This is a genomic window from Paenibacillus sp. JT22N12, from assembly GCF_056269365.1.
The window spans coordinates 222,070-249,051 of sequence record NZ_JBWDNU010000007.1; the positions used below are offsets into that span (position 1 = coordinate 222,070).

General features: G+C 53.7%; 24 protein-coding genes. 13 read left to right on the forward strand and 11 right to left on the reverse strand.

What is annotated here, in order from left to right; genetic code table 11:
- Nucleotides 1–205: 205 nt before the first annotated feature.
- Nucleotides 206–1,267: an adenosine deaminase gene (add, locus tag AC0YOA_RS24360; protein ID WP_475788839.1), complete on the reverse strand. Its 1,062-nt coding sequence runs from the start codon at nt 1,265–1,267 to the stop codon at nt 206–208.
- A gap of 42 nt (nt 1,268–1,309) precedes the next feature.
- The gene (locus tag AC0YOA_RS24365; protein WP_210039104.1) at nt 1,310–1,858 is read right to left on the reverse strand and encodes a glutathione peroxidase; all 549 of its coding nucleotides are present in this window, start codon (nt 1,856–1,858) and stop codon (nt 1,310–1,312) included.
- A gap of 188 nt (nt 1,859–2,046) precedes the next feature.
- Here AC0YOA_RS24365 and AC0YOA_RS24370 point away from each other — a divergent pair, with 188 nt between their 5' ends.
- The 3 genes from AC0YOA_RS24370 (at nt 2,047) to AC0YOA_RS24380 (ending at nt 3,915) form a co-directional block, all read left to right on the forward strand.
- The gene (locus AC0YOA_RS24370) at nt 2,047–2,922 is read left to right on the forward strand and encodes a DUF6597 domain-containing transcriptional factor (protein WP_475788840.1); all 876 of its coding nucleotides are present in this window, start codon (nt 2,047–2,049) and stop codon (nt 2,920–2,922) included.
- A gap of 41 nt (nt 2,923–2,963) precedes the next feature.
- Nucleotides 2,964–3,452 carry a DinB family protein gene (locus AC0YOA_RS24375; protein ID WP_475788841.1) on the forward strand — a complete coding sequence of 163 codons (489 nt, stop codon included), beginning with the start codon at nt 2,964–2,966 and terminating at the stop codon, nt 3,450–3,452.
- Between the two features lie 61 nt (nt 3,453–3,513).
- The gene (locus tag AC0YOA_RS24380; protein WP_475788842.1) at nt 3,514–3,915 is read left to right on the forward strand and encodes an SRPBCC family protein; all 402 of its coding nucleotides are present in this window, start codon (nt 3,514–3,516) and stop codon (nt 3,913–3,915) included.
- Between the two features lie 90 nt (nt 3,916–4,005).
- Here the strand turns inward: AC0YOA_RS24380 and AC0YOA_RS24385 are convergent, their stop codons facing one another.
- Entirely contained in the window at nt 4,006–4,518 is a 513-nt protein-coding gene (locus tag AC0YOA_RS24385; RefSeq protein ID WP_475788843.1) for a CcdC family protein, read from the reverse strand.
- Between the two features lie 97 nt (nt 4,519–4,615).
- Nucleotides 4,616–5,095 (reverse strand): NanQ anomerase/TabA/YiaL family protein, encoded by a 480-nt coding sequence (locus AC0YOA_RS24390; protein WP_475788844.1) that lies wholly within the window; start codon nt 5,093–5,095, stop codon nt 4,616–4,618.
- Between the two features lie 188 nt (nt 5,096–5,283).
- On the opposite strand from AC0YOA_RS24390, the gene AC0YOA_RS24395 reads away from it, so the two are divergent.
- Complete coding sequence (locus tag AC0YOA_RS24395; RefSeq protein WP_475788845.1) at nt 5,284–5,865, forward strand: thioredoxin family protein; 582 nt, start codon at nt 5,284–5,286, stop codon at nt 5,863–5,865.
- Between the two features lie 63 nt (nt 5,866–5,928).
- On the opposite strand, the gene AC0YOA_RS24400 is transcribed toward AC0YOA_RS24395, so the two are convergent.
- Complete coding sequence (locus tag AC0YOA_RS24400) at nt 5,929–6,138, reverse strand: YwbE family protein (protein WP_475788846.1); 210 nt, start codon at nt 6,136–6,138, stop codon at nt 5,929–5,931.
- A 184-nt stretch (nt 6,139–6,322) separates the two neighbouring features.
- Between AC0YOA_RS24400 and AC0YOA_RS24405 the strand changes: the two genes are divergently transcribed.
- The 3 genes from AC0YOA_RS24405 to AC0YOA_RS24415 all read left to right on the forward strand — a co-directional run bounded on the left by AC0YOA_RS24405 (nt 6,323) and on the right by AC0YOA_RS24415 (nt 8,433).
- Nucleotides 6,323–7,492: a WD40/YVTN/BNR-like repeat-containing protein gene (locus AC0YOA_RS24405; protein ID WP_475788847.1), complete on the forward strand. Its 1,170-nt coding sequence runs from the start codon at nt 6,323–6,325 to the stop codon at nt 7,490–7,492.
- Nucleotides 7,493–7,635: 143 nt separating this feature from the next.
- Entirely contained in the window at nt 7,636–7,860 is a 225-nt protein-coding gene (locus AC0YOA_RS24410; RefSeq protein ID WP_210039113.1) for a DUF1450 domain-containing protein, read from the forward strand.
- 69 nt (nt 7,861–7,929) lie between these two features.
- On the forward strand, nt 7,930–8,433 hold the full coding sequence (locus AC0YOA_RS24415) for a ferritin (protein ID WP_475788985.1): 504 nt from the start codon (nt 7,930–7,932) through the stop codon (nt 8,431–8,433).
- 71 nt (nt 8,434–8,504) lie between these two features.
- On the opposite strand, the gene AC0YOA_RS24420 is transcribed toward AC0YOA_RS24415, so the two are convergent.
- Nucleotides 8,505–9,770, reverse strand: a complete 1,266-nt coding sequence (locus tag AC0YOA_RS24420) for a glucose-1-phosphate adenylyltransferase (protein ID WP_475788848.1) — start codon at nt 9,768–9,770, stop codon at nt 8,505–8,507.
- A 283-nt stretch (nt 9,771–10,053) separates the two neighbouring features.
- Nucleotides 10,054–11,820, reverse strand: a complete 1,767-nt coding sequence (locus tag AC0YOA_RS24425; protein ID WP_475788849.1) for an alpha-glycosidase — start codon at nt 11,818–11,820, stop codon at nt 10,054–10,056.
- A 178-nt stretch (nt 11,821–11,998) separates the two neighbouring features.
- On the opposite strand from AC0YOA_RS24425, the gene AC0YOA_RS24430 reads away from it, so the two are divergent.
- The 4 genes from AC0YOA_RS24430 to AC0YOA_RS24445 all read left to right on the forward strand — a co-directional run bounded on the left by AC0YOA_RS24430 (nt 11,999) and on the right by AC0YOA_RS24445 (nt 18,779).
- Entirely contained in the window at nt 11,999–12,334 is a 336-nt protein-coding gene (locus AC0YOA_RS24430) for a YflT domain-containing protein (protein ID WP_210039117.1), read from the forward strand.
- A 146-nt stretch (nt 12,335–12,480) separates the two neighbouring features.
- Nucleotides 12,481–16,206, forward strand: coding sequence for a response regulator (locus AC0YOA_RS24435; protein WP_475788850.1), 3,726 nt, complete (start codon nt 12,481–12,483; stop codon nt 16,204–16,206).
- Entirely contained in the window at nt 16,199–17,044 is an 846-nt protein-coding gene (locus AC0YOA_RS24440) for a CheR family methyltransferase (RefSeq protein ID WP_379114485.1), read from the forward strand. Before AC0YOA_RS24435 ends, AC0YOA_RS24440 begins: the two co-directional genes overlap by 8 nt.
- A 73-nt stretch (nt 17,045–17,117) precedes the next feature.
- The gene (locus AC0YOA_RS24445; protein WP_475788851.1) at nt 17,118–18,779 is read left to right on the forward strand and encodes a response regulator; all 1,662 of its coding nucleotides are present in this window, start codon (nt 17,118–17,120) and stop codon (nt 18,777–18,779) included.
- 24 nt (nt 18,780–18,803) lie between these two features.
- Here AC0YOA_RS24445 and AC0YOA_RS24450 read toward each other — a convergent pair whose 3' ends face one another.
- Entirely contained in the window at nt 18,804–19,940 is a 1,137-nt protein-coding gene (locus AC0YOA_RS24450; RefSeq protein WP_475788852.1) for a GIY-YIG nuclease family protein, read from the reverse strand.
- Between the two features lie 178 nt (nt 19,941–20,118).
- On the opposite strand from AC0YOA_RS24450, the gene AC0YOA_RS24455 reads away from it, so the two are divergent.
- Both AC0YOA_RS24455 and AC0YOA_RS24460 read left to right on the forward strand, forming a co-directional pair.
- Nucleotides 20,119–21,093: a helix-turn-helix transcriptional regulator gene (locus AC0YOA_RS24455; protein WP_475788853.1), complete on the forward strand. Its 975-nt coding sequence runs from the start codon at nt 20,119–20,121 to the stop codon at nt 21,091–21,093.
- 47 nt (nt 21,094–21,140) lie between these two features.
- Complete coding sequence (locus AC0YOA_RS24460) at nt 21,141–21,710, forward strand: nucleotidyltransferase family protein (protein WP_475788986.1); 570 nt, start codon at nt 21,141–21,143, stop codon at nt 21,708–21,710.
- A gap of 30 nt (nt 21,711–21,740) precedes the next feature.
- Here AC0YOA_RS24460 and AC0YOA_RS24465 read toward each other — a convergent pair whose 3' ends face one another.
- The 3 genes from AC0YOA_RS24465 to AC0YOA_RS24475 form a co-directional block, all read right to left on the reverse strand.
- Nucleotides 21,741–23,168, reverse strand: a complete 1,428-nt coding sequence (locus tag AC0YOA_RS24465) for a copper amine oxidase N-terminal domain-containing protein (RefSeq protein WP_475788854.1) — start codon at nt 23,166–23,168, stop codon at nt 21,741–21,743.
- 112 nt (nt 23,169–23,280) lie between these two features.
- Nucleotides 23,281–24,678, reverse strand: a complete 1,398-nt coding sequence (locus AC0YOA_RS24470; protein WP_475788855.1) for an MBOAT family O-acyltransferase — start codon at nt 24,676–24,678, stop codon at nt 23,281–23,283.
- A 185-nt stretch (nt 24,679–24,863) separates the two neighbouring features.
- Entirely contained in the window at nt 24,864–26,930 is a 2,067-nt protein-coding gene (locus tag AC0YOA_RS24475) for a DEAD/DEAH box helicase (RefSeq protein ID WP_475788856.1), read from the reverse strand.
- Nucleotides 26,931–26,982 lie beyond the last annotated feature (52 nt).

Below are 26,982 nucleotides of genomic sequence, written 5' to 3' on the forward strand. Positions count from 1 at the left end.
AAAATGGCCTGGATGCGCAAGCGGGAATCGTCTTCCAATCGTTGCAGCCGGTGAATGATGTGGTTGACCGCCGTCATGCAGCGCCACACCGCTCGCTGGGAGCTAACGCGTGGAAAAAATCGCTCTGAAACGCCAAAAAGACGGCGAATGGGATTCGCCGTCCTTCTCAAAAGCTATAAAATTGTATAACGCCTTGTTCAGAGATTCAGCCTGGAGCAAGCCCCAGCTCTGCGCAGGCATTGTCGAACTGCCGCAGCAGCCGCTGCTTGACGGCCTCCTCCACGAAAGCCGCAATCAAGCCATTGCGGATAAACCCGGCAATATCGCCTGCCGACACGCCGCAATGCTCCATCAGCTTCCGGTATTCCATCGTAAGCGACGTTCCCGATACGGTTCTGTTATCCGTATTTACGGTGACAATCTGCCCTTCTTCCGCATATTTGCGCAGCGGGTACGAAGACCAATCCGCTACCGCTTTTGTCTGAAGATTGCTGACCGGACACATTTCAAGCGGAATTTGTCTCGTCTTCACCAGCTCGAATACTTCAAGGTCCTCGTCCAGCCTTACCCCGTGTCCGATTCGGCTCGCCCCATGGTGAACGATGGCTTCGCGGATATTGGCGGGTCCGGCAGCTTCGCCGGCATGAATGGTGATCGGCAACCCGAGCCGGCGGGCCTCCCCGAACAGCTCCCGAAACAGCTCAGCCGGATAACCGGCTTCGTCGCCGGCAAGGTCAACGGCGACCACACCGCGGCCATGCCAATACGCCGAGGCATCCAGAACGGCGCGGTTGATCTCCATACCATGATGCCTCATGCAGATCACAATCGTCCTTGCTGTAATGCCGAACGTATCCTCACCGCGTTTCAAGCCGCGGACGACATGCCCGATAATAGCCTCGAGAGTCAATCCATGCTCCGTATGCAGCTGCGGGGCGAACCTCACCTCCATATAAAGACAGTTCTCCCCGGCAGCCTGCGCGACAAGCTCGTAAGCGGCCCGCTCCAGTGCCGCCCCATCCTGAAGAAAGGCAAGGACAAAGGAAAAGGTGCTCAAATAATCCTGCAGATTATCGCAATCTTCCGCCACCTGCATATAGGCGAGCAGCCCCTCCGCATGGTCGGCAGGCAGTGCAACGCCGCTTGCCTCTGCCAGCTCCAGAATCGTCTCCGGTCTGACGCTGCCGTCCAGATGAACATGGAGATCCACCTTCGGCAGCGCCGCCAGAAGCTTCTCCTGCTGAGCACGCTGTGATACTTCGGACATCTTTCCAACTCCTTTAGCTTCTCCCTGGCAACTTCAGAAAAATTACAGCAGCGCTTCGATATCCGATTTCATATCCAGCGGTTCTACTGTGGATTCAAAACGCTTGACGACATGGCCTTCCCGATCAACAAGAAACTTCGTGAAGTTCCATTTGATCGAATCATCCTGCAGCCAATGCGGCATTTTCTCGCTCAGGAATGAGTTTAACATTTTGCCGCTGGGCTGTGTGGTGTCAAATCCTTCAAACGGAGCCGCCTCCGTCAAATAACGGAATACAGGATTTGCCGTTTCATCCCGGACATCGGATTTGGCAAACAAGGGGAAATTAACGCCGTAATTGATTTGGCAAAATTCCTGCACATCGGAATTGGTACCCGGCTCCTGCTCCCCAAACTGGTTCGACGGGAAGCCGAGAATTTCAAGCCCTTGGTCCTTATATTCATCATAAAGCTTTTGTAGGTCGCTGTATTGGGGTGTGAAGCCGCATTTGCTGGCCGTATTGACAACAATCAGCACCTTGCCCTTGTAATCGGATAACGCCTTGTTTTCACCTCTGATGGTTTCTGCTTGCAGATCGTAGAGCGTTGTCATGATCAAACTCCTCCTCATTCCACTAAAAGTATTTGATAAAATTAAATTGTGCACAATCTATATCTGTAGTTTAGCAATCAAGCATCCTCTTGTCAAATGAAAACATCCCCTGCATGAATGACATATGTACAATCTGTTACTATACAAATACAAGTATCCCGCTCTTCATAAGCAGAGGAGGTGTTCCCATGAAGCTGCACCAGCTGTTCCAACCCCGGCAAGCAAGCGGAAGAGTCCCTTCCCATCGCTATATCGAAATTCCGCCTTCAGAGCTGCTCCGCCCCTTCGTATCCACTTATTGGGCATCCGAGCCGTTATCTGCTCACGAGCAGGAAATGAATACGGACAATGGAGCAGTCGACCGCGTTCTTCCGGATGGGTGTACCGATATTTTGTTCGAGCAAGACTTGAAGGATAACCGCTGCCAAATCCGTTACATCGGTCTGTTCGATCATCCATTTGCTATCGCTTACGATGAACAGCACCCGACCCGCAAATTCGGCGTGCGCTTCTTCCCCGGCGGGGCTTATCCTTTCGTACGGACCCCGCTGTCCGAATTTGCCAACCAGCAGCTTTCTTTGGATGCTCTATGGCCGCGGCTTGCTGAAGGAATCAGCGAACGGCTGTTTGAAGCTTCCTCGCTGGATGCGCGAATACAGGTGATTGAATCGTATCTGATCACCCTCCTGCACCGGAGCAAGGCTGTAGATGACAGCCGGATGGCGAACCTGCTTGAACGGATTTTTGCAACAAAAGGAACCACCGGCATCGAGGCGCTAGCCCAAGCTGAGATTATCAGCGCCCGGCAGATGAACCGCATGTTTGAGAAATGGATCGGCATCACTCCCAAAAAGTTCTCCGAAATAGTCCGGTTCCAGTCCGTTATCGGCCAGCTGGAGCTAAGCCGGGAGCCCGTGGACTGGTCCATGCTCGCTTTGAATCACGGATTCTTCGATCAAGCTCATCTGATTCATGATTTCAGGAGGTTTTATGGCGATTCGCCCATTACAGCCGCCAGGGAATACGGCAAGATGTCCGATTTTTACAATCCGATCCGCACTTAAAGGGATATACTTCTCCTATAAATGACGAAAGGAATGATCTTATGAGTGGTGTCATCGCTATTCGCGATCAACTATTGGACGAGCTGGAGCTTGCGGTACGGACCAGCGAAGCACTTATAACACGTATCCAGCCTGAGCAGTGGGACTATCGCCCGGCGGAAAATATGCGTACGCTGCTGCAGCTGGTTCATCATCTGGTGTCGATTCCGGCGTCTGATCTGGCGATTATGCAGGAGAAGACGCAGGAGGAGGTCCAAAAGGTCGAGACGGCAGTCAGCGGCCTGACAGATCCTGAGCAATTGGCCGCCCAGTTCCGTCTTCATTATGAAACGCTGCATGCCTGCATGATCTCGCTCAGCGAGGATGAGCTGCTGCACAAATCCACCAAAGCTTTCTATCTGGAGCATGGCATGGTTCAGAGCAAATGGCTGATTGAAATCGTCACGCATACCTTTCACCACCGCTCACAGCTCTATAACTACTTGAAACAGCTTGGGCATGACCTTAATTTCCTCATGCTTTATGGATGAACCGCCCCTTCGCGGGCTGTGCCGTTCAAAGGCCGAATTCTTTTATAAGGAGCTGTTTGAATTGACAAAATTGATGCATTCCCAAACGCTGCAGGTTCGTATTGAAAACTCGCCGCAAACCGTATACGAATACGCCGTGAATCCGGAATATTTACCCGAATGGACATCCTCGTTCAGCCTCACGGTCCGTCAATCCGGCGAAGAGTGGCTCGTCGAAACACCGGATGGGCCGATGGGCATCTCCTTCGCGGCCAGGAATGAATGGGGCGTATTGGATCACCATGTGCGTCCCGCCTCCGGTCCGGAGCTGTATAATCCAATGCGGGTCATTCCCAATGGGGAGGGCTGCGAGGTTCACTTTACCTTATTCAAGCACTCCGGCATGTCCGACGGGAAATTCGCTGAGGATGCGGGCATGGTGCAGCGCGATCTGGAGACGTTGAAACGCAGGATGGAGAAGTAACGCATGCACGAAAAAAAGCGGGGACTCCTTAAGAATAGGAATCCCTGCTTTGCTTTTTGGGTTTGCATATGGCCGCCCGGCCCTTATCCATTAGTTGGAAAGCCCGGTGTCCTGCAAATCGATTTCCCTCTTCAGCTTGATATACGCTCTAAGCATGGCAATGCGCCATACCAGAATCATCCCGAAAGCGAGAATAAAGAACAATCCGCCGGTCTGGGGAATGGTGATGCTCTGTTCCACTACGTCATGCAGCAGCAGCCTTACGACGAGCAGTCCGAGCAGGATAAAGATAAAGGTCTTGGAGCGTCTGAGCACAATGGTCTCCCCGCTGCGCTCCAGCGCCGAGGTCCGGATAAGCGGATAAGCAAACAGCAGTCCCCCTGCCGCAAAAGCGATCAGTGCCCAGCTCCACGGAATGCGCGTAACGGGAACGACGAACATCAGGAAGCCCGTTGACATGCCGATAGGCGGAATAATGATTTTGCGCATGGTTGTCGGGCGGTTCGATGCCCGGAGACGCAGGAATAAAACCGCGATACCCGAGATTAATGTAAAAATGATGGAAGCGCTGTGTGCAGGAAATGAGTCCGGAAGAAAGCCCACGAGGACATTAGCCCCTTTTTGTAAGTGAATGTGTACTTCCCTATCCTACTCTATTTGGAAATCCGGTTGCAAATTTCCCCGTGCAAGTCCTGCTCATTCATTGCTGATCAAACAGATCCCGGTGAATCTTGACCACGACTTTACGCAGGGGCACATCCTCCGCTATCGAGCAGTTGGGCCTGTGAATATCCGAAGGAAACAGCACGACAAAACCGCCGGGAGCCAAATGGACATCGATTTCGCCCTGAACCTCTTCGTAAAAAGCGATATCCTCTTTATCATACCGCTCATCCGTAATGATCTGCTCCGGAGAGGCTTTAGCCACCCCCATGCACTCCCTGCCGCTGAGCAGCAGCTGCACATCGATATGCTCCCTGTGCGATTCCGGCTTAATCGCCTTCTTCTCCCTCGTTGTCAACTCATTCAGCAGCAGAAACATCCCCGTTTCGCCGAGCTCATGCTTTCCCGGAGGAAGCGCTGCCAAATCCATCTGCTGAAGCCGGTCAACCGCCCTTCTTACCGGGGCAGGGAACGTATGCTTCTCCGTCTCCCAGTTCGTCAAATCGCTATAGATCATCCTTGTATCTCCTCTCTTTTCCGCGGGAGTGCATCCTTTACGGTTCATCCTGCGCGGGAACTGTCCCTATCTTCTCAAAAAATGGCCTGGAAGGGAAGACGCTTCCATCCCTCTGGTTGTATCGGCTGGAAAGGATCGCTATAATCAGGGGGAGTGACCATTTCTATTGAGATGAGGAGGAAACGGTAATGGCTTTCACACTGCAATTGGGGGCTGAAGCTCCAAGCTTCTCGCTGCCGGCAACGAACGGTCAAACTTACTCCCTGGATGATTTCTCAGACGCACCGGCGCTTGTTGTGTTCTTCACCTGCAATCATTGTCCCTTTGTCCTTGGCTCTAACGGGGTAACCCGTGCCACGGCGCTCAAATTCGCCGAGCATGGCGTTCGTTTCGTCGCCATTAATGCCAACAGCGAGGTGACGCATCCCGATGATTCCTTCGCGCATATGGTGGAGGTGATGGAGAAGGAACGCTTCCCCTGGGTCTATCTGCATGACAAATCCCAGGATGTCGCACGCGCTTATGGCGCCCTTCGCACTCCGCATTTCTATGTATTCGATGCCGACCGCCAGCTTATTTACACGGGACGCGGCGTCGACCAGCCCCGTGAGATCGGCAGAATGACCGTCAACGATCTGGACCAGGCCCTCACGGAGCATCTGGCAGGCAAGCCCGTATCAACGCCCCTGACCAATCCCATCGGCTGCAATGTCAAATGGGACGGACAGGATGCCCACTGGATGCCGGAGGAAGCCTGCGACCTGGTATAAACAACAATATATAAGGTCAAAAAAGGCGCTGCAGAGGCGAATACCCTCCCGAGCGCCTTTTTGTTATGAATTGCTGTCCACAATCGTCTTGACCCGTCCCACATCTCCGCTCTGCAACCTTACCTTGATTCCATGCGGGTGGTTGGCCGAGTTGGTTAAAATATCTTTCACGACCCCGCGCGTCGTCTGACCCGAGACCTGATCCTTCTTCAATACGATATCCACAAGCAAGCCCGGACGAATCGACGCCCGCTGCTGTCCATTTGCGCTCATATACGCTTACCTCCTTCAATTTCATTGATGCTTTCCAAGCCATGTTCTTTATCATAATCCAGACGATTGCTCAAGTAAAGAAACCCATCTCCCCCGCTCCTGCAACTATTCCGTCCGAAAAGCCGTCTGGAAGATGAGAGAAAAAGAAGCTTTTGGGGTAATACAATAACGAGGTGATACGAACATGAGAAGTAACAGACTTGGAGCATTAGGTATTCTTACTCTTTCCGCAGCATTATTTACAGGAATCGCCGCCGCACCGCCGCCCGCTTCCGGGGCAGGAGCAGCACTGGCGCAGTCTTCAGGCGGCTGCCGCGCAGACGATAACGGCTTGACGCTCAAGACGGTTCCGGACACTGGTAATCAGGCTCATTTTGAATCCATCCAGTTCCTCAGCCCGAAGATCGGACGGGCAGCCGGGAACGGCTTTATGATCGGCACGTCGGATGGCGGCTGTAGCTGGCAGGCCATTAACAATGAAGGAAAATACGATTTTCAGGATATGCAGTTTCAAACCAACTCGACAGGCTATGTGATGGCCAAGACCAAAGCCGGCGGGCCGAATCTGCTCTTTAAAACGACGGATGGCGGCACCACGCTGACGCAGGTTCATACCGGCGCTTACGCGTTTGACCGTGTTCAGTTCCTCTCTGAGGATGTCGGTTACGGCTTCAGCCGCACCTTGACGTTCAAGACCACCAACGGGGGGCAAACCTGGGAGAAAGTGACGACCCCGCCCAACACCCGCTACGTCCACTTCATTAACCAGAATGAAGGCTGGGTGGTCACGCTTGTTCCCGGAACAGGCTACGAAATCAAACGCACCGTTAACGGCGGGAAGACTTGGGCTAACACGCTGAGCGTCAAGTCGGCCACCGTTGTCGGCGGACAGATCTACGGCACCGAAGAATCCAACGTATGGGTTGTGCTCTACGGGGATTCGGGCATGTCGCAAACGTCCTACTCCCTGTTTCATACAAGCGACGCAGGCGCTCATTGGAAGCAGCTTGTCTCCAATTCAACGGCTGGCGGCGGCCCCGCCCCCGGACCTGAGGTTGCCGGTCTGAACGGTCCGACAGGCTCACCTGAGAACATGCAAATCATCGGTCATGAAGCCGCTTATCTGGCCGCTTCATCCGGCGCTTACGAGAAAGTGTCGATCGGCAGATCGCTGGAAAACGGCAAAACCTTCAAGACCATTACCGGCATTCCCGGCTATGCTGGCAAATTGTCCTTTACTTCGGCCAAAGACGGCTTTATCGCGATAACGAGTCTTTCGTACTCGGCTATCTATGGAACCACGGACAGCGGCACGACCTGGACGAAAAAGTTTTCCCTGCCTACAGGCAATTAATTCATGAATCCCCCGGCTCAAGCTGATCATCGCGAGCCGGGGGATTTTATCTTTTCTCAGGTGTTGACATTGAGAATGAGAATTACTATCATTATCTGCAGATGGATTTTAAATCCAAGTCCGAAAGAGGTCGGTATAATCGGATGAAGAAAATCAAATACTGCTGCAGAAACTTCAAAAACGGCTCCAAGTCGGTTTATACATCGCTTAAGCATGAGTTTCCGGATTTAAAACAGAAGAAGAAGGACTGCCTCGGCAATTGCAAGCTGTGCTCCAGGCAGTGTCTGGTTATGATCGGCAAATCGGAGATCGTCGTAGCTCCGACGGCTGAAGTTTTGTACCGCAAGCTGAAAGATCGCATAGGCTAACCGCCCTTGATTATGGTACGATAGCGAAGAGCAAGTTACCATTTTACAGTAAGGGAGTGCGGCCCGATGATGAATGAAACCTTAAGTCATGCTTTGAACGAACAATTAAACTTCGAGTTGTATTCCGCTCATGTCTATTTGGCCATTGGCGCATACTGCTCGGGCGAAAGTCTGGACGGCTTCGCTAATTTCTTTATTGTTCAAGCGGAAGAGGAACGGTTCCACGCGATGAAGATTTACAAATACCTGAATGACCGCGGCAGCCGCGTCACTTTAACCGGTATGGAAACTCCAAACAATGACTATAGCTCCATTCTTGATGCCTTCGAGCAAGCTTATCAGCATGAGCGGGAAGTGACCAAACGGATCTATCATCTGTCCGATCTGGCATTGAATGACCGCGAGCATGCAACAATCCAGTTTTTGAAATGGTTTATTGATGAGCAAGTTGAAGAAGAATCGATGTTCGATACCATCATCCAGAAGCTCAAACGGATCGATACGGACAGCAATGCTTTCTTCATGCTTGAGAATGAATTCGCACAGCGCAAATTTACGGCACCTGCCGTATAGATTCCCTGCGCACAGAATCAAGCCCGGAGCGGTTGGCTCCGGGCTTGATTTATTTTATTGATCCTACATGCTTACGCGTTGTCGCTCAGCACTTTACTTTCCCTGGAAGAAAACGGCATATACACATCCCGCTCCTCGAAGAAGTTGTGCGGAAGGCGGGACGGCGTAACCATGAACCGCGGATGAACGGCTACGCGGTCATTAGCGACGATCACCGTAATTTCCCCATTCATATTCCCGATCACCGCTCCATCCTCAATGACAGCCCCTTCGCCTACGATGGCACGATACAGCCATACATTGCGTCCAATGCGGGCCCCGGGCATGACTACACTTTCGCGGACATCGGACCCTTCGCCAATGGCGACATCACCGAAAACAACGGAGCGGTCAATATCCCCTTCGATCGAGCTGCCGGGATGTACAATCGAGTTCTGCACGTCGACAGCCGGACTCATGTAGGAAGACAGCGTATAAAGCTTTTCCTTCGACAGGATTGGCCAGGCATCGGCATCGGCTTTGCCCGCAGCCGCCGCGCCTGCAGCAATTTGTCCGTCAATCAAATCCATATGCGCTTCCCACAAGCTGTCGATTGTGCCTACATCGCGCCAGTATCCGTCAAATGAATGAGCCTGCAGATGCATCCTGGAGCGCAGCATTTGCGGGATGACATCCTTGCCGAAATCATGGCTGGAAGCGGCGTTGTCGGCATCTTCGATCAGCAGGCTGCGCAGATCGGCCCAGCGGAACATATAGATCCCCATGGAGGCCAGATTGCTGACAGGCTCGGCCGGTTTCTCGGCGAATTCCACGATCCGCTCCGATTCATCCGTATTCATAATTCCGAAGCGGCTTGCGTCCTTCCACGGAACGCGTTTGACGGCAATCGTCGCAGCAGCGCCGCTTTTGATATGCTTCTCCATCAGTGCGCCATAATCCATCTTATAAATATGATCGCCCGATAAAATCAATACATGCTCGGGATTCTGCTGATCCACATAATCGATATTCTGATAAACCGCATCCGCGGTTCCGGCATAACCGCTTTCGCCGATTCTGCTGGATGGAAGAAGGGCGATATCTGTCCTTCTCCCGCTTTTTCTGTTGCGCCAGGCTCTGCCATCGCCAATGTGTTTATGTAGCGATTCGGCCTGATACTGGGTGAGTACGCCGATCGTTTCTATGTGGGAATGGACACAGTTGCTTAACGTGAAATCAATAATTCGGCTGTGGCCGCCGAAAGGCACGGCCGGTTTGGCGAGCTTCGCTGTGAGAGGTCCCAATCTGCGGCCCTCACCTCCGGCAAGCAGCATAGCAAGACAAGAATTGGCATTCATTTCCTCATTACCTCCCGGTGATGCAACAAGTTCCGGCAAGAAGAACCGGCTTCGCCGTCCATTGGCGGCAAAGGTAAGTTTCTTCCCTTTAGAACATATAGAAATTTATCGATGTGCAGCGTTATAAATTCTATAAGTTCAAGAAAACCGGCTTGTTTGCTGTGTGTTTCTTTAATACCACGCAGCACAGGTTTATGAAACGCATCAAAAAATTTCATGCTTTGGACGCAAACAAGCAGCTTCAAGATCATATTTTTCGGGTATGGAGCAGGTCGCTGTTATGTTATTTCTTAACTAGTATGTCCTGCAGGCTGCGGGACAATATCCGGTATCCGAATGGCTCCAGTTCCACCTTCTGCATGCCATCGATCAAAGGGACCTCCTCCCCGGACAACGCATCAACCCAGTCTCCGCCCGGAATGTGATGCTCCAGAACGGTACGATCATCCGTGTTGTTCATCCAGATGGTAAAATGTTCACCGGCATCCATTCGTTCATAGATGATCCTCTGGTCGCCAGAGTCCGCCTTCAGGAAGCGAAAGCGTCCGCTCCGCAAAGCCGTATGGGCTTTGCGAAGGTCAATCAGCAGCTTATAAAAGTCAAACAGCTCCCGGTCCTGCTCCTGCCTGCCCCATATCATGCAGCGGCGGTTGTCCGGATCATCTCCGCCCTTGAGGCCAATTTCATCGCCGTAAAAGATACAAGGGGTTCCGATATAGGTCATCAGGAAAACAACCGCAAGCTTCAGCCGCTCCTTGTTCTCCCCGACCCGGGTCAATACGCGAGCGGTATCATGGCTGGACAGCAGATTGAAAATCACCTCGCTGGTCTGCTGGGGGTAGCGGATCAAGAACGCATTTATACGCTCCGCGAACGTAAGCCCGTCCACATTTTCCTCCGCAATGAAGTCCATAACGGTATCTGCGAAGGGATAGTTCATCACCGAATCAAATTGATCGCCAAGCAGCCACATCATGGAATCGCTCCAAACCTCGCCAATCAGATAGGCATCCGGCTTGACCGCTTTTACCCGCTGCCTGAATTCACGCCAAAAATGATGATCCACCTCATTGGCGACATCAAGGCGCCAGCCGTCAATATCCGTCTCCCTGATCCAATATTCCGCCACGTCCAGCAAATAACGCTTCACATCTTGGTTAGCCGTATTGAGCTTGGGCATATGTTCAAAAAAACCGAATGTCTCATAGGTGGCCCTGCCATCCTTCACCTGCAGCGGAAAAGACCGGATATGGAACCAATCCTTGTAGCGGGATTGTTCCCCCTTCTCCACCACGTCGCGGAATGGAGGAAAATGCTCGCTCGCATGATTGAACACCGCATCCAGCACAACACGGATTCCCCGTTCATGGCAAGCCTCCACAAGCTGCTTCAGATCCTGAATATCTCCAAAATAAGGATCGATCCTGCGATAATCGATGATGTCGTATTTATGATTGGAGGGCGACTCGAAGATCGGCGTCAAATAAACAGCGGTAATCCCAAGCTCGCTCAAATGGTCGAGACGGCCGAGAATGCCCTGCAAATCCCCGCCGAAAAAATTTTCTTTGGTCGGCTCAGAACCCCAATCCGCCAGTCCCTCCCGCTTGCTCCCGCTTTTGCCTTTCTCAAACCGGTCCGGCATGATTTGATAGAACACCGCATCCTTGGCCCACTGCGGGGCGGAGAATAAATCCACCTCATGAATGTACGGATACTCGTAATAACCCCGTGTGGGCGCCGGCAGCTCGGAAGAAACACCCGCTTCCGTCAGATAAGCAAGCTCACCGCCGCTTCTCATGCGAAATCCATAGGAGAAACGTTTGAATGCCGGCTTGACCGCTGCCATCCAGTAATCGAAGTAGCGATCGGCTGCCACCTTCTCCATCGGGATATCCTCCTGCAAATGTTCCCAATCGTATTTGTCGCCGGTCATGGCAGCGACCTCGTCCACATCGTCCTTCTTCGTCTGGACCAGCAGATGAATCGTCTCTTTGTCATAGGCATAAGCCCAGTTGCTCCGCGGTTTGTGATGAAAGCATTCCCTGAACATCCTGATCCCCCTTATGTCACACGCTTGTCAGGCGGTATTTACTACTTGTTTAAACGGGAAATTTCCGCTGTGAACCGCCTTATCCTATCCGGAGTATTGTTTCAACTGGATACACACCGGGGTAAGTCTGACTTAGGCTAACCTGGCCAAGACCAAATTGAATTATGGAGGGATTTCTATGTATGAAACTAAACCGACCGTTCAAATTGTGACGACAGCCATGGATGCTCTGCACACCGTGCGGGAGCTGAACCGACAGGGTTATAAACAGGACAATATTTTCGTGCTTGCCCATGACAGCGATCAGACCAAATCGCTGGCTGATGCTACGGACACGAATTCCATCGGGATGGCGGAAGAAGGCGTCTTTACGACGATGGCCAATGTATTCCGCTCACGGGGTGATGAAATACGTGCGAAGCTGCAGTCTATCGGCTTTACCGACAGTGAATCCGAGCGTTATGAAGAGGAGCTCGACCGTGGTCGTGTACTTGTTATCACCAACATTCACTAATGGGCTTGAACAATCGCATAAGCAACTGGATAAATTAGGTCGCAGCCGTTTAGGCTTGCGGCCTAATCGTTCGTATATTTACGAATATACGATACGAATGCAGGTCAAGAAGAAAGAGAAAAAAACAAAAATGGGAGTCAGCTTACATGAAAATCAAGGCTAAACTAATGATCAGTTTTTTCGTCATGATTGGTTTATTGCTTATCATATCCCTGGCGGGGCTGAATAATTTCACCAAGATGAACGGCAAACTGGATGAGGTTTATTCCAACCGGTATCAGAAGCTCATGGTTGCTTACGATCTGCGCGGCTATGTCAATAATACGGCCAAGGGACTCGTCAATGTCCTGACGGTGCCGACGGAAGAAACCCTGCAGAAGAACGAAGCTCTGCTCAAGGAGTCGCCGGTACAAGCTGAGCAGGCCCTCGAAAGCTTGAAGCAAATCGCATCCTCGGACACGGAGAACAGCATCCTGCGCGAGCTTGAACGAAACCTGGATCAGTATAATGTCTATACCGCCCGGGTTATTCAGCTGGTGCAGCAGGGCAAGGGCACGGAGGCGATTGCGCTCCGTGAGAAGGAAGGGCTGGGGTACCAGGAAGCAGCCGTTAATCTGATTGACGATTTAAGCAGCTTTCACCGCCAGGCTATGGATCAGGCGGTAGCCGAAGCCAAGAGCATGAATCAGACCACGCAGATCATCATGATCTCGACTACTATACTCGGCTTATTGCTCGGTCTTGGCATTATGCTGTGGAATCTGACCAGCATGAACCGCGGTCTGAATAGTCTTTCTTCCTTAATCGGCGCTTATGCCCGGGGCATGCTCGATCCCCGCTCCCGAAAATATACGGAAACACAGGATGAGTTTGGAGAAGTGGCCAAGGCATTCTACTCCCTGGCGGATGATCTGGAACGGAAAACTACCATAGAGCAAGCCTACAACAAGCAGATGGAAGATGAGACCTGGGTAAAAACGAATCTGGCCGCCGTTGCCGTTGTGCTGCAAAGCGAGCAGGAAATTGCCATGGTCGGCCAGCTCTTCATCGAGCAGCTTGTGCCGCTTGTCGGGGCTTCTTACGGCGGAATGTATGTAAGCGAAGAATTGGGCTCTGCGAACCGGCTGAAGCTTGAAGGCTCTTATGCCCTTCACGAAGAAGCGCTGTTCGGCCAATCCTTTGCCTTCGGCGAGGGGCTTGTGGGTCAATGTGCGCGCAGTCAAGAGGAGCTCGAGCTGAGCGAGCTGCCCGAATCCTATATCAAGCTCAAATCCGGTATCGGCGAGACCGTCCCCCGTACGCTGCTGCTTGTTCCGGTTACCTATCAGAAGCAGCTGCTTGCCGTTATTGAGCTTGCCAGCCTGCAAGCCTTCGATGAAAGGCAGCGCAAGCTGGTTCATGAATTGGCAGAGAACTGCGGCATTGCCCTGAACAATCTGTTCGGACGCATCCGCGTACAGGAGCTGCTTCATGAATCGCAGACCATGGCCGAAGAGCTGCAGGTCCAATCTGAGGAGCTCATGTCGCAGCAGGAAGAGCTCCGCAGGTCCAATGAGAACCTGGAGGAACAAACCGAGGCGCTCAAGAGGTCGGAGGAACAGCTGCAGAGTCAGCAGGAGCAGCTCGAGCACAATAATGATGAACTGGTGAAGAAAACCCATGAGCTTGAGCAGCAGATGCGCCAGACTGAGCAGAAGAACGAGCAAATCGAGAAAACGAAGACGGCTCTGGAGAAGCAAACCGTACAGCTTGCGCTTTCTTCCAAATATAAATCCGAATTCTTGGCCAATATGTCGCATGAGCTGCGCACGCCGCTTAACAGCCTGCTCATCCTGTCCCAGATGCTCAAAGATAATAAAGAAGGCAATTTAACCGCCAAACAGGTTGATTTTGCCACGACCATCCATTCCTCGGGCGGAGATTTGCTTAAATTGATTGATGAAATCCTGGACTTGTCCAAAATCGGGGCAGGCAAAATGAATATTGTCACCGAGGAGGTGCCGATCCGGGACTTGACCGAAATGGTGCGGAGCAGCTTCAAGCCCGTCAGCCAGCAGAAGGACATCAATCTCCAGATCCGCATCGAGCCCGGAACCCCGGCCAGCTTGTATACAGACAACCAGCGGATCAAGCAAATACTCAAGAACCTCTTGTCCAACGCTTTCAAATTTACGCAGGAGGGTTCGGTCAGTTTAAGCATCCGCTCCTCCCAGCCGGATGACCTTGATTTTGCCGAGGGGAAGGGATCGGTCCTGGCCTTCGAGGTGCGCGATACCGGTATCGGCATTCCTCTTGAGAAGCAGCAGATGATATTCGAGGCCTTCCAGCAGGCGGACGGCACGACAAGCCGCACCTATGGCGGGACCGGCCTCGGCCTTGCCATCAGCCGGGATCTGGCCAAGCTGCTCGGCGGAGAAATCACGCTGCACAGCGAAGAAGGCCAAGGCAGCACCTTCACCTTGTACCTGCCGGAATTCCATGTGGCGGCAAGCGTGGAGAGTCCGGCCGGAGCGGAAGAAGATTCCTGGCTTGCGGGTCACCCGGAGCACAGCCTGGAGCAGGAAAGCATGTCTTTTCCGTCGGCTGATCAGACAGCCTCCGCTTTCGCCTCGGGTGAAGCGGCGCTTGCCGCCTCCACAGCCCAGGTTATGCCGGCCAATCTGACGGTGGAGGACGACCGTGACGATATCGCGCCCCAGGACCGGGTTGTCCTTATCATTGAGGACGATATTCACTTTGCCCGGGTACTGCTCGATATCGCAAGGTCGCGCGGATTTAAAGGCATCGTAGCGCTGCAGGGAGATATCGGCCTCGCATGCGCCAAAAATTATAGCCCGGATGCCATTCTGCTGGACATCATGCTGCCGGTCATGGATGGCTGGTCGGTGCTGCATCATCTCAAGCATGACGCCGATACCCGCCACATTCCGGTTCACGTCATCTCCGTCATGGATGATATCCAGCAGGGATTGTCGATGGGAGCCATCGCCTATCTGACCAAGCCGGCGAACAAGGAGCGGCTGGAGACTCTGTTCCTGCAGATCGAATCCTTCCTGGAGCGGGATCTGAAGCATCTGCTCGTTGTCGAGGATGATGCCGCGCAGCGCATCAGCATTGTGGAGCTGATCGGACATGATGATGTCGTTATCAAAGCGGTATCCACAGGCAGGGAAGCGATAGCGGAATTAGCCGCGCAGCATTACGACTGCATGGTGCTGGACCTGGGATTGCCTGATATTAACGGGTTCGATTTGTTGGATAATATCCGCAAGGATGATATTCTTAGAGAAATGCCGATCATTATTTACACGGGACGCGAGCTGGACAAGAAGGAAGAAATGCAGCTCAAGAAATATGCGGAGACCATCATTATCAAGGATGTCAAGTCGCCGGAGAGGCTGCTTGACGAAACGACGTTGTTCCTGCATCGGGTCGTGGCTGATTTGCCGGAGGATAAGCGCAGCGTTCTGCACAGGCTGCACAGTGTGGAGACTATCTTCGAGGGCAAGCCGATTCTGATTGTGGACGATGATATTCGCAATGTGTTTGCCTTATCCAGCGCGCTGGAGAGCTATAATATGGATATCCATTTCGCCGAGAATGGCCGTGAAGCCCTGGAGATGCTGGATAAGCATCCGGATATCAAGCTGATCCTCATGGACATGATGATGCCGGAAATGGACGGCTACGAAACAATGCGGCATATCCGGCTTATGCCGGAATACGAGCAGCTGCCCATTATCGCCATTACGGCCAAGGCGATGAAGGAGGACCGCGATAAATGCATCGAGGCGGGCGCTTCCGACTACATCGCCAAACCGGTAAATATTGATCAGCTGCTGTCATTAATGAGGGTGTGGTTGTATAAATAACGAGAAGATTGTCAACGAAGCGTCTGAGCGGGAGCGGATCGAAATCGAGCTTCTGCTTGAAGGACTGTATCAATTGTACGGCTATGATTTTCGCAATTATTCCTTCTCCTCCGTCCGCCGGAGAATCTGGCATCGGGTGAATTCGGAACGCCTTGCCACCATAACCGCGCTCACGAACAAGATGCTGCATGACAGGGAAGTCATGACCCGTCTCTTATCTGATCTGACGATCCATGTGACGGAGATGTTCCGCGACCCTGCTGTATTCCGCTCATTCCGCGAGCATGTCGTACCGATGCTGCGCACCTATCCGTTCATCCGGATCTGGCATGCGGGCTGCTCGACGGGCGAGGAGGTCTATTCCATGGCCATCTTGTTGAAAGAGGAAGGGCTGTATGAGAAGTCGCGAATCTATGCCACGGATATGAGCGAGCGTGTGCTCGACTCGGCCAAACAGGGTGTTTTCTCCATTGACCGCATGCAGAGCTTTACCCGCAATTACATGGATGCCGGCGGCAAGGAAGCCTTCAGCAAATATTACACGGCCAAATATGATTCCGTGCTGTTTCATTCCGAGCTGAAGTCCAATATTGTGTTTGCGCAGCATAATCTGGTTACGGACCGGTCCTTCAATGAGTTCAATGTCATATTCTGCCGCAATGTGATGATTTATTTTAACAAAGAGCTGCAAAATCATGTGCACGGCCTGCTTTACGACAGCCTGAGCACATTTGGCATATTGGCGCTCGGCACCAAGGAATCGATTAATTTTACGCTCCATGCCGACGCCTATGAGGAGATGGATCCCCAGACCCGTTTGTACCGCAAAACAAAATAAGAAGCGTCCGCCTATCTCCTTCGAGTACCGATGTTGATCTTGAAATATAGTATGGGCAGGTGAACTCTATCGCATGATTGCTTATGAAGGACCGATTAATATTTTGCTTGTGGATGATCATCCCGACAATCTGCTGGCGCTTGAAGCCGTTCTCGGGAATGACCGCTATAATCTTGTCAAATGCTTGTCGGGCGAGGAAGCGCTGCGCTGCCTGCTCAAGGATGAGTTCGCCGTTATTCTGCTGGATGTGCAGATGCCGGAGATGGACGGCTTTGAAACCGCCAAGCTGATCAAATCGCGTAAAAAAACGCAAGAGGTGCCCATCATCTTCATATCCGCCACCAGCAAGGAGAGTGAGCATTTCTTCAGCGGCTACGAAGCCGGAGCGATCGATTATATGCTGAAGCCGTTCGTGCCGCAAATTTTGCGGACGAAGATCGAGGGCTTTGTCCGCATGTATCTCAATCATAAGACCCTGCAGCTGCAGAGTGAGCTATTGCATGAGAAGACCCGGCAACTGGAGCAAATGAACCGGGAGCTCATCGAGGCCAAGGAGACGGCGGAAATCGCCGCCAAGGCCAAGACGAACTTTCTGGCCATGGTCAGCCATGAGATCCGCACGCCCATGAACGGCGTGCTTGGCATGACCGGGCTGCTGCTGGACACGGAGCTGGATGCCGAGCAGCGGGAATACGCCGAAATTATTCACCGCAGCGGCGACGCGCTACTGCTGATTATCAATGATATTCTGGACTATGCCAAGATTGAATCCGGCAAACTGGAGCTGGAGGAAGCCCCTTTCCGCCTGGACCTGATCATCGCCGAAACATTCGAGCTGTTTACGGCCAAGTCCAAGCAGTTCAATCTGGAGCTGGCCGCAAGCATCGATCCCAATCTGCCTTCACAGGTGGTCGGCGACGGCTCCAAGCTGCGTCAGATCCTGATTAACCTGGTGGGAAACGCCGTCAAGTTTACGCCCCAAGGGTCCATCCTCATTACAGTCAAGCTGCTTCGCGAACGGGAGCGATCGATCGATATCGAATTTTCCGTTCAAGACACCGGCGTGGGTATCCCCGAGAATAAACAGCCCTTGCTGTTCCAGCCCTTCTCTCAGGTGGATACCTCGCTGACCAGGCAGTACAGCGGGACGGGATTGGGACTTGCCATATGCAAGAACCTGGTGGAGCTCATGGGCGGCTCGATCCGTGTGGAATCTGTCGTGGATGTCGGTTCTGTCTTCCGCTTCACGGTTACATTGAGGCTCGAGGCCGACCGTCACTCGGAGCTTGCGCATCCTTTCTCCTCCGGGAACGAGACCGCGGCAGCCCGGGAAAGTCTGGAGCCTGCCAGCGTATTGGTCGCGGATGATAACGAGATTAATCAGAAGCTGACTTTGAGGCTGCTGGATAAAATGGGAATTGACGCCGACGTGGTCAGCAACGGCCGGGAGGCCGTTAGCCGGGCAGCGCAGAAGCGGTACGATTTGATCCTGATGGATCTGCGCATGCCCGTCATGGACGGTCTGGAGGCAACGGAGCTGCTGCTGGCCGATTCCGGAGAGGATCATGCTCCAGTGGTCATCGCCATGACAGCCAATGGCCAAAGCAGCGACAGGGAACGCTGTCTGAATGCGGGAATGGCCGATTTTCTGACCAAGCCTATTCAAGCCGGCGCTGTCCGTGAAATCCTCAAACGATACGGATTTGACACGCAAACCAAACAGTCGGCCCCATGAAGGGACCGGCTTCTTTGCGTGCCGTCATTCCTGCATCGGACCGCTGCCTGCAGCCGCCTCTTCCATTCCTATCCGGTATTCATAGTTCTGCTCGCAAAGCTTCAGCAAATCGTACTTCAGTCCCCTCTTGGGGAGCGTAATGCGAAGCGGGCTGTTTCCCCCTGACCGCAGCTGGGCCTGAACCGTCTTCAGATCGCTGATCCGGTTCACAATCAGCTCATGCGGGCGCTCCTCCCGGTAATGCCGCAGCAGAAACAAATCGCAAGCCTGATCCCCGAAGCCCTGCTTGAGATCCAGCATGCGGAAATCCCGCAGCATCCCCTCCTGCACCTTGGCGATCAGTACACGGCTCCTCCCGAAGTAGATGACATCCTGATCGGCCGCTCCTTCCCTGTCAACAATCTGCTTCTCGGGCAGCTTCTCCAGAATACGGATATGCCGGAGCATATTATCCGCCTTCTCGAACGCAAGCGCTTCGGCATACTGCTCCATTCTCCCGTACATCGCCGCAATCAGCTTCTCTCCTCCGCTTTCCAGCAGCTCTGCCGCCTGATCTGCGCTTTGCCGGTAATCCTCTTCCGTGATAAATCCTTCGCAGACGCCGCTGCACCTGTGAATATGAAACAGCAGGCAGGCACGCCTGGGCATTGGATCACAGGTTCGCAGCTTGAAGTGATCCGTCACGAATTCAAGCACCGCATTGCGAAAACGGCTGCTGTAATAAGGGCCGAACCGGCGGCTGCCAGCTTCCTTATCCGGTACAGACTGCGGATTGGCGGCCGCGCGGACCGATTTCGGGCGCCTGTCGCGGTAGAAGACATCCAGCCGGGGCAGTCTTTCCTCCGTCAGCTGCAGATAGGCATATCCGCTGTTGTCCTTCTTTAAAGCGCGGTTATAGGGCGGCTTATGAATTTTGATCAGATTATTTTCGAGTATGAGGCTTTCGGATTCATTATTGACCAGAATGACCTCGATCGCAGCGATGCTTCCGACAAGCTGAACCAGCCGTTTATGGGAAGGCTTTCCCTGAAAATACGACCGCAGCCGGCTCCGCAGGCTTTTGGATTTGCCGACATAGAGAATATTCCCATCGCTGTCCTTCATCAGATAGCAGCCTGGACGCTCCGGGTAATCATGCGCCTGAAAGTTAAAAGAATTCAATCCTACCCTCCTCACAAACAAAGCGGTAGTATATAGTTGGAGAGGAACGCCCGTTCGCCGTTTATTTTAACCTGTTTCACTGTAATTTTCCAGAGGGGGCTGCAATCTGCTCCTTAATCGGGCAAAGCCGCATGTGCTACAATTGCAGGGAAGAATGAATAAAGGAGTACAAACACGCATGTCCAAATCCGATAATTTGCTGGCCGTCCTATGGCTATTAACCTCGCGCAAAAGAATGACCGCCGCCCAGCTGGCGGAGGAGCTTGAATGCAGCGTCCGCACCGTCTACCGCTACATAGACGCCCTATGCGCAACTGGCGTGCCCGTTGTAGCCGAGCCCGGGCATGAAGGCGGCTACAGCCTGCTCAAACCCTTCATGGATGCTCCTCTGTTCTTCGATGAGGATGAGCGCAAATCCATGGTTCATGCCGCCCTGTTCGCCGAGCACGCGGGGTATCCCCACAAGGAGGCGCTTGAGCGCGCGCTTTCGAAGATCAAATTGTACACCAATAAAGATCAGCTGGATGCGCTTAAGCGCCATACAAGGGGCTTTGATGTGCTTCCTGCGTTTGGCGGCCCGCCCGCCGCAGATGAGCCGCTTCTTCGCGAGCTGGAGCTCGCCGTCGCGCAGAGCACGACCGTCCTGATTGATTACCGGAAGGAGAACGGAAGCTCGACCCCGGGTCGCCCGATTGACCCTTATGGCCTTGTCCACTGGACCGGCAAATGGTATATCGTCGCCCACTGCCGGCTCCGCGGCGATATCCGCAGCTTCCGCGTTGACCGCATTCTCGATATGAAGGTCACGGAGGAGATTTTCGAGCGTCCCCATCCGTTCTCGGCGGGCGATTATTTTGCCAGACAGCTGATGCCGCGTGTCCCTGTGGACAATCTGACGCCGGTTCGGGTGGAAGGAACGCCCGATGCCATCAGACAATTATGCGGCAATGGGAATATGCAGGTCTTCCTCGCGGAGCAAACGCCAGACCAGGCTATGTTTAAAATGGATCTGGAGGCGGCATTGATTTATTTGCCCGGCATTCTGTTCTCCTATGGAACATCCATCAAAGTATTGGAGCCGCCCGCATTGAAGGAGAAGCTGGCCGCCCGCGCTGCCGAGCTTGCCCATTATTATCAAAGCCAGCTTTCCTGACAGAGGCTGTTCATGTCCGGATGATCTGGAACAAGGAGTGGGCGTCTATTTCAGCCTTAAAAGAAGAAGATATCCTTCGTCTGGTTCGGGAGGATGTTTGGATGACGGGCATTCTGAGAACGGTTCAGACGCTGAACCTGCCGGACTGGTGGGTATGCGCCGGGTTTGTCCGGGCCAAGATCTGGGACATCAGGCATGGTTATGAGGAGAGAACGGCTTTGCCGGATGTCGATGTGATTTATTTTGATCCCGGCGATGACAGCGAGGGAAGGGAAAAAGAACTGGAGGGCCTATTAACAGGACTCCATTCCGGAGTCCCCTGGTCCGTCAAAAACCAGGTCCGGATGCACCATATCAACCATAATCCCCCGTATACTTCGGCTCGGGATGCCATGTCCAAATTCCCGGAGACCGCCACCGCCCTGGGCCTCACCCTGTCAGATGAGAACGGGCTTGTGCTTTATGCCCCTTGGGGGGTTGAAGATGCCGTGAACGGTGTGATCAGGCCGACCCCATTTTTCCGGGAGGATCCGGATAGGCTGCGCATATACAGAAACCGTCTCCTAAAGAAGAACTGGAAGCAGCACTGGGAGCGGTTAACCATCCTTGATGGCTAGACTCCCTCTATACAATTAGGCGTATTCGAGTCACTTTTTCTCATCAAGCTCTATGGCGATGGTCCAGCTGTTCGGCTGATTAATCTGATCCGTCCAGCCAAGATGACGGGCTATGGAGCGGATGGGCACCATCGCTGTGCCGTTGATGATTTGCGGTGCGGCTGTCAAAGTTGCATCCGCTCCATCGCCAGTCGCTTTTACGGATCCGACAGCGGCCTCCAGCCTGTGCTTCTGCCTGGACAGCACCATCGACTTCGTTGTCTGATCCCAGGCTATCGCAGCGCCTAGAGCGGCAGCAGCTTCCTTGGCGGGTATGAGCATATCCCCTGTTTCACTGCCGGACCAGCTCCGGTGGCTGAATGCCGCCTGCTTGCCTCCAATCTTCACCTCGATATTGCGGACAAGACCATTGCCAAGCAGTATGGCCTCACTGCTATCCGCTTCAAGCTCACGGTTCAGCTCCTCCACATTGTCTGCCGTAACCAGATAGCGGGCGTCATTGCTTCCTATCGATTGAGCGATCAGAGAATTAATCTGCGGGCTGTGATGCGAGAGATCCTTGTACTGATCCAGATCGTAGGTCCACTGCCTTTCTGATTGAAAATCATACAGCTTCACGTTCGGGAGCTTGCTGAACTGCTCGAAAATCCATTTTCTCATCAGCAGCTGATTATGGAACCGCCCGGGATTCAGGTTCAGCCAGGCAACCTGACGCAGCACGCTGTACGGAGGATAGAAGAAATAAAAATCCACGTCCGGATTGTCTGCAACCAGAGAAAGCACATGGGTATTAAAGCTTTGCTTGATCTCCTCTACACTGTCCTCGCCCAAACCAAAATAAAGCTCTTCCGACTGCGCATCCTTATAGGCCTGGACAACCAGCTGCCTGTCGAATTCCGCCCGCTGTCCCCAATTGTTCTGATATTCCAAATCATCGGAGGCCGTTCCCTTCAAGTTCGCCTTCATGCTGGTGATAAACTGCTGGTACGCGGAATAACTGAACCAGTACGGGTAATCATTCCACAGATGATTATCGTACATATAGCCGGGGAACAGGCTTGCCGACTCTTCCGTATTCTGCTTGAGCGAGAAATAATCAAGTCCCCAGAGCACTTTTTGGACCTGACCGGTCTGCAAGGCCAGACTCGCCATCTTATAATGCTCATCTGCCGTTGAGCCTTCAAGCGAGAGCTTGAGCGCCTTGCCCTTGAGCTCCCGGCCCACCTCGGAGGGCAGGAAGTTCTCCGTCATCGAGGTGCCGATAATAATCATATCGTAGGTGTAATTTTTAGCCAGCCCCGGATTCTGGTAACGCTCCTCATGGTACAGCACCGGCGTGTACCCAATCGCCTGATGATAAAACTGCAGGGGATCGATCAAGACAGTCAGCGCGGACAATAAAGCCGCTCCCAGCACCGCGAAGACGGCAAACGCCGCAAGCATCCGTTTTGATTTCATACGGGCTGAATATCCCCCTGACTGCCCCGGAACCCGGCCTGCCGTTGTTTTCACCGCCACATTGCCATCCTTCTTTCGTTAGAAATACAAACACCCATGTCCGCGGTAGTCCTTAAAAGTTAAAGTATAAAAACTCGCTGACATGGTTCATATACACCATAGAAATAATGAAACCGATCGCCAGCCATAACGCGGTTTTCCAATTGGGGCGAAAAGACTGAATCCGCTCGGATGAATTGGGAGCAAACAGCACAATCGGCATGGCAATCAGGATGAGCACAAGGGGTACAAACGAGCTTTGCCATATGGTGATGCCGGTTCCGTAGAGGCCGGTCATGCCTTTCAGAATACGCACGGCCTGCTGCCAGTTCTCCGCCCGGAAGAACACCCAGGTTATCGTGATAAAAACAAATGTCACTGTCCATGCCAGCCACTTGGGCAGGGAACGTCCGGATTTCGACCAGAGGCGATGCACGGCTTGTCCCGCACCATGGAGAAACCCCCAGGCGATGAAGGTCCATCCCGCGCCATGCCATAAGCCGCCGAGCAGGAAGGTGATCATCACGTTGCGGATGGTCATGTACTCTCCACTGCGGCTGCCCCCCAGCGGAATATAGATATAATCACGCAGGAAACGGCTCAGCGTCATATGCCATCTTCGCCAGAAATCCTGAATGCTGAGCGCCTTGTAGGGAGAGTTGAAGTTTTGCGGCAGCTTGATATTGAATAATAAAGCAGCTCCGATCGCCATATCCGTATATCCGCTGAAATCGAAATACAGCTGGAGCGTATAAGAAAGCGCGGCGACCCAGGATTGGAGAAAACGATCGGCGTGCTCGAAGCCGTTGTTGGCATAGATGGCAAACGTATCAGCAATGACCACTTTCTTGAATAGACCGATGCAGAAGATGTACACGCCCCTGGAGGCATTGGGCCAGCCCCACAGCTTGCTGCGGAGACGGTCAAATTGAGGCATCATCTCGCTGTGATGCAGAATGGGACCGGCAATCAGATGGGGATAAAAGGTGACGAACAGCATATAGCTGAGGATGTTGTATTCTTTTGCTTTTCCCCGGTAGGCATCGACAAGATACGCGACTTGCGTAAAGGTAAAAAAGCTGATGCCCAGCGGCAAAATAATCGCAAGCGGCGAAATGCCCTGTCCTGTAAGGGCATTCAAGTTGGCAAGGAAGAAATCCGCATATTTGTAATAGCCGAGCAGCAGCAAATCAGCGGCTATTCCCCCGATAAGAACCTTCCGGCGGGACAGCCGTAATTTATGTCTGGCGGGGGAGGTTTCAGAAAGCAGCCTGCCTATCGCATAGTTGAATCCAATCGATGCGAGAATAAGGGGAATGTATTTGATGTTCCACCAGCCGTAGAAAAACAGGGAGGAAGCGGTCAGCCAGAGCTTGGCGGAAGTAATCATCCGGAAGCGGTTCAGCGTAAAATAAACGAGGAGGGTTAGAGGCAAAAACAAATAAATAAAAAAATAGGTATTAAAAAGCATGCTGATTTTAACCCCCGGACGAAAAATAAGCTTCAAATAAATGGATGCAGGCGTTCATTGCATATAATATTCAACTTTTATCTATATATATTACATTCCATTTATTGTCAAGGGTTTAATTTCCATATAGAGCTCACATTGGAAACAAGGCAGCGGAAGATCCGCTGCCTTGTTTCCCTTTATCGTTATCGTGACTTGTTGCGGTTCGGCTTCCCCGAGCCAGGTGCATTGGCATTGCCACTTCGGCGATTGCCTCCGGACGGCGAGGATTTTCCGCCGCGGCCGGAAGGCCCGCCCGCTTTGGAGCGGCCCCTTGAATCGCTTCGCTGCGCAGCCTCCGGCTGCTGCCGCAGGCGCGGAAACTGGGGAGCCCCCGCGCGCGGAGTAAACTCGCTGCTGCGTGCGGCTTCAGCCCCGCCCGCTTCGCGGCCTTCGCCGCTGCGCCGGCCACCAGCCGCCCGCGCTTCGCTTCCGCGCGCCGCGTCAGACCCATACGCTTCGCGGCCTTCGCCGCTGCGCCGGCCACCAGCCGCCCGCGCTTCGCTCCCGCGTGCCGCGCCAGACCCGTACGCTTCGCGGCCTCCGCCGCTGCGCCGGCCACCAGCCGCCCGCGCTTCGCTCCCGCGCGCCGCGTCAGACCCGTACGCTTCGCGGCCTTCGCCGCTGCGCCGGCCGCCAGCCGCCCGCGTTTCGCTCCCGCGCGCCGCGCCAGACCCGTACGCTTCGCGGCCTTCGCCGCTGCGCCGGCCGCCAGCCGCCCGCGCTTCGCTCCCGCGCGCTGCGCCAGACCCGTACGCTTCGCGGCCTTCGCCGCTGCGTACCACGCCCGCCCGGCTGCCGCCTGCGCTGCGTCCCGCTGCAGCCGGCCTCCCGGCACTGCGCCCTGCTCCAGCGGCGCGTCCTGCGCCCCACTCGAATGTCTCGCCAGCAGAGTCCGCGCCGCGTCCGCCCGAGCGCCCGCGTCCGCGTGAATCCGCACGGACTGGTGCGGTCTGCCTGCCGCCGGAACGGCCTCTTGAGACCGGCTTGCGCTCTCTGCTATCCCGGTCATTGCGGCGCACGCCGGATCTGCCCGCGCCTTGGCGGTCAGGACGCACTTCGGCGGAGTCCCCATGCAGCGATACGCCGCTTGCGCTTCCCCGCTCGCGCTCCAGCTTTTGATTGATGCCCTGCTCGATCGCTGCCATCTCCGGCCTTTCGCTCGGCACCACAAGCGTAATGGCCAGGCCTTCGCCGCCCGCCCTCGCCGTTCTGCCAATCCGGTGAATATAACTGTCTACGTCCTGGGGAACATCATAATTGAATACATGCGTTACCCCTTCCACATCAAGCCCGCGGGCAGCCACATCCGTCGCCACCAGAAGCTGGAGCTTCGCATCGCGAAAACGCTTCATGACCTGCTCGCGCTTGGCCTGAGACAGGTCTCCATGCAGCTCGTCACTGACATAGCCAAGCTCCTGCAGCGCTTCGTTGAGCGCTTTCGCCCGGCGCTTCGTCCGGCAGAAAATCACGCCCAGATACGGGCGCTGCTCCTCGATCAGACGCACCAGCGCCGCCTGTTTGCCGCGGTCGGAGGTCTCAACCACCAGCTGGCGAATCCCTTTGACCGTCACCTTCGGGGCCTTGACGGTAATATCCTTGGGATCCAGCATGATCCGGGCAGCCAAGGTCCGCACACTGCCCGGCATCGTAGCCGAGAACAGCATCGTCTGCTTCCGGTAAGGCAGCTTGGTCATAATTTCCTCAACCTCGTTCAGAAAGCCCAAATGCAGCATTTGATCCGCTTCATCGAGCACGAACATTTTGACCGAAGACAGCGAAATCGTCCCGCGGCGTATATGATCAAGCAGTCTGCCCGGCGTCGCCACGATCATGTGGACGGCACGCTTGAGCTTCCGCATCTGTGCTTCCACATCCTGCCCGCCGTAAACAGCCAGCACGCTGAACTCCGCCTTGGAAGCGAGCCACCGCTTGAGCTCGTTCGTAATTTGCAGCGCAAGCTCGCGGGTCGGTGTCAAAATCAGCCCCTGCAGCTCGTCCTTATCCGGTTTGATCTTCTCCAGCATAGGCAGCAAAAAAGCAAGCGTCTTGCCTGTTCCCGTCTGCGCCTGGCAAATGACATCGCTCCCGCTCAAAATAACGGGAATCGCCCCTTCCTGAATCGGGGTTGCTTCCTGAATGCCACCCATGTGCAGAGCGGCAGCCCGCTCCTTCGCAATACCTAACTCCTCAAAACCTGCCAATACATCCACCTCATTTTATCATTAAACCTTCCGTTACGATTCGTTCGGAAACCGGCTTCCC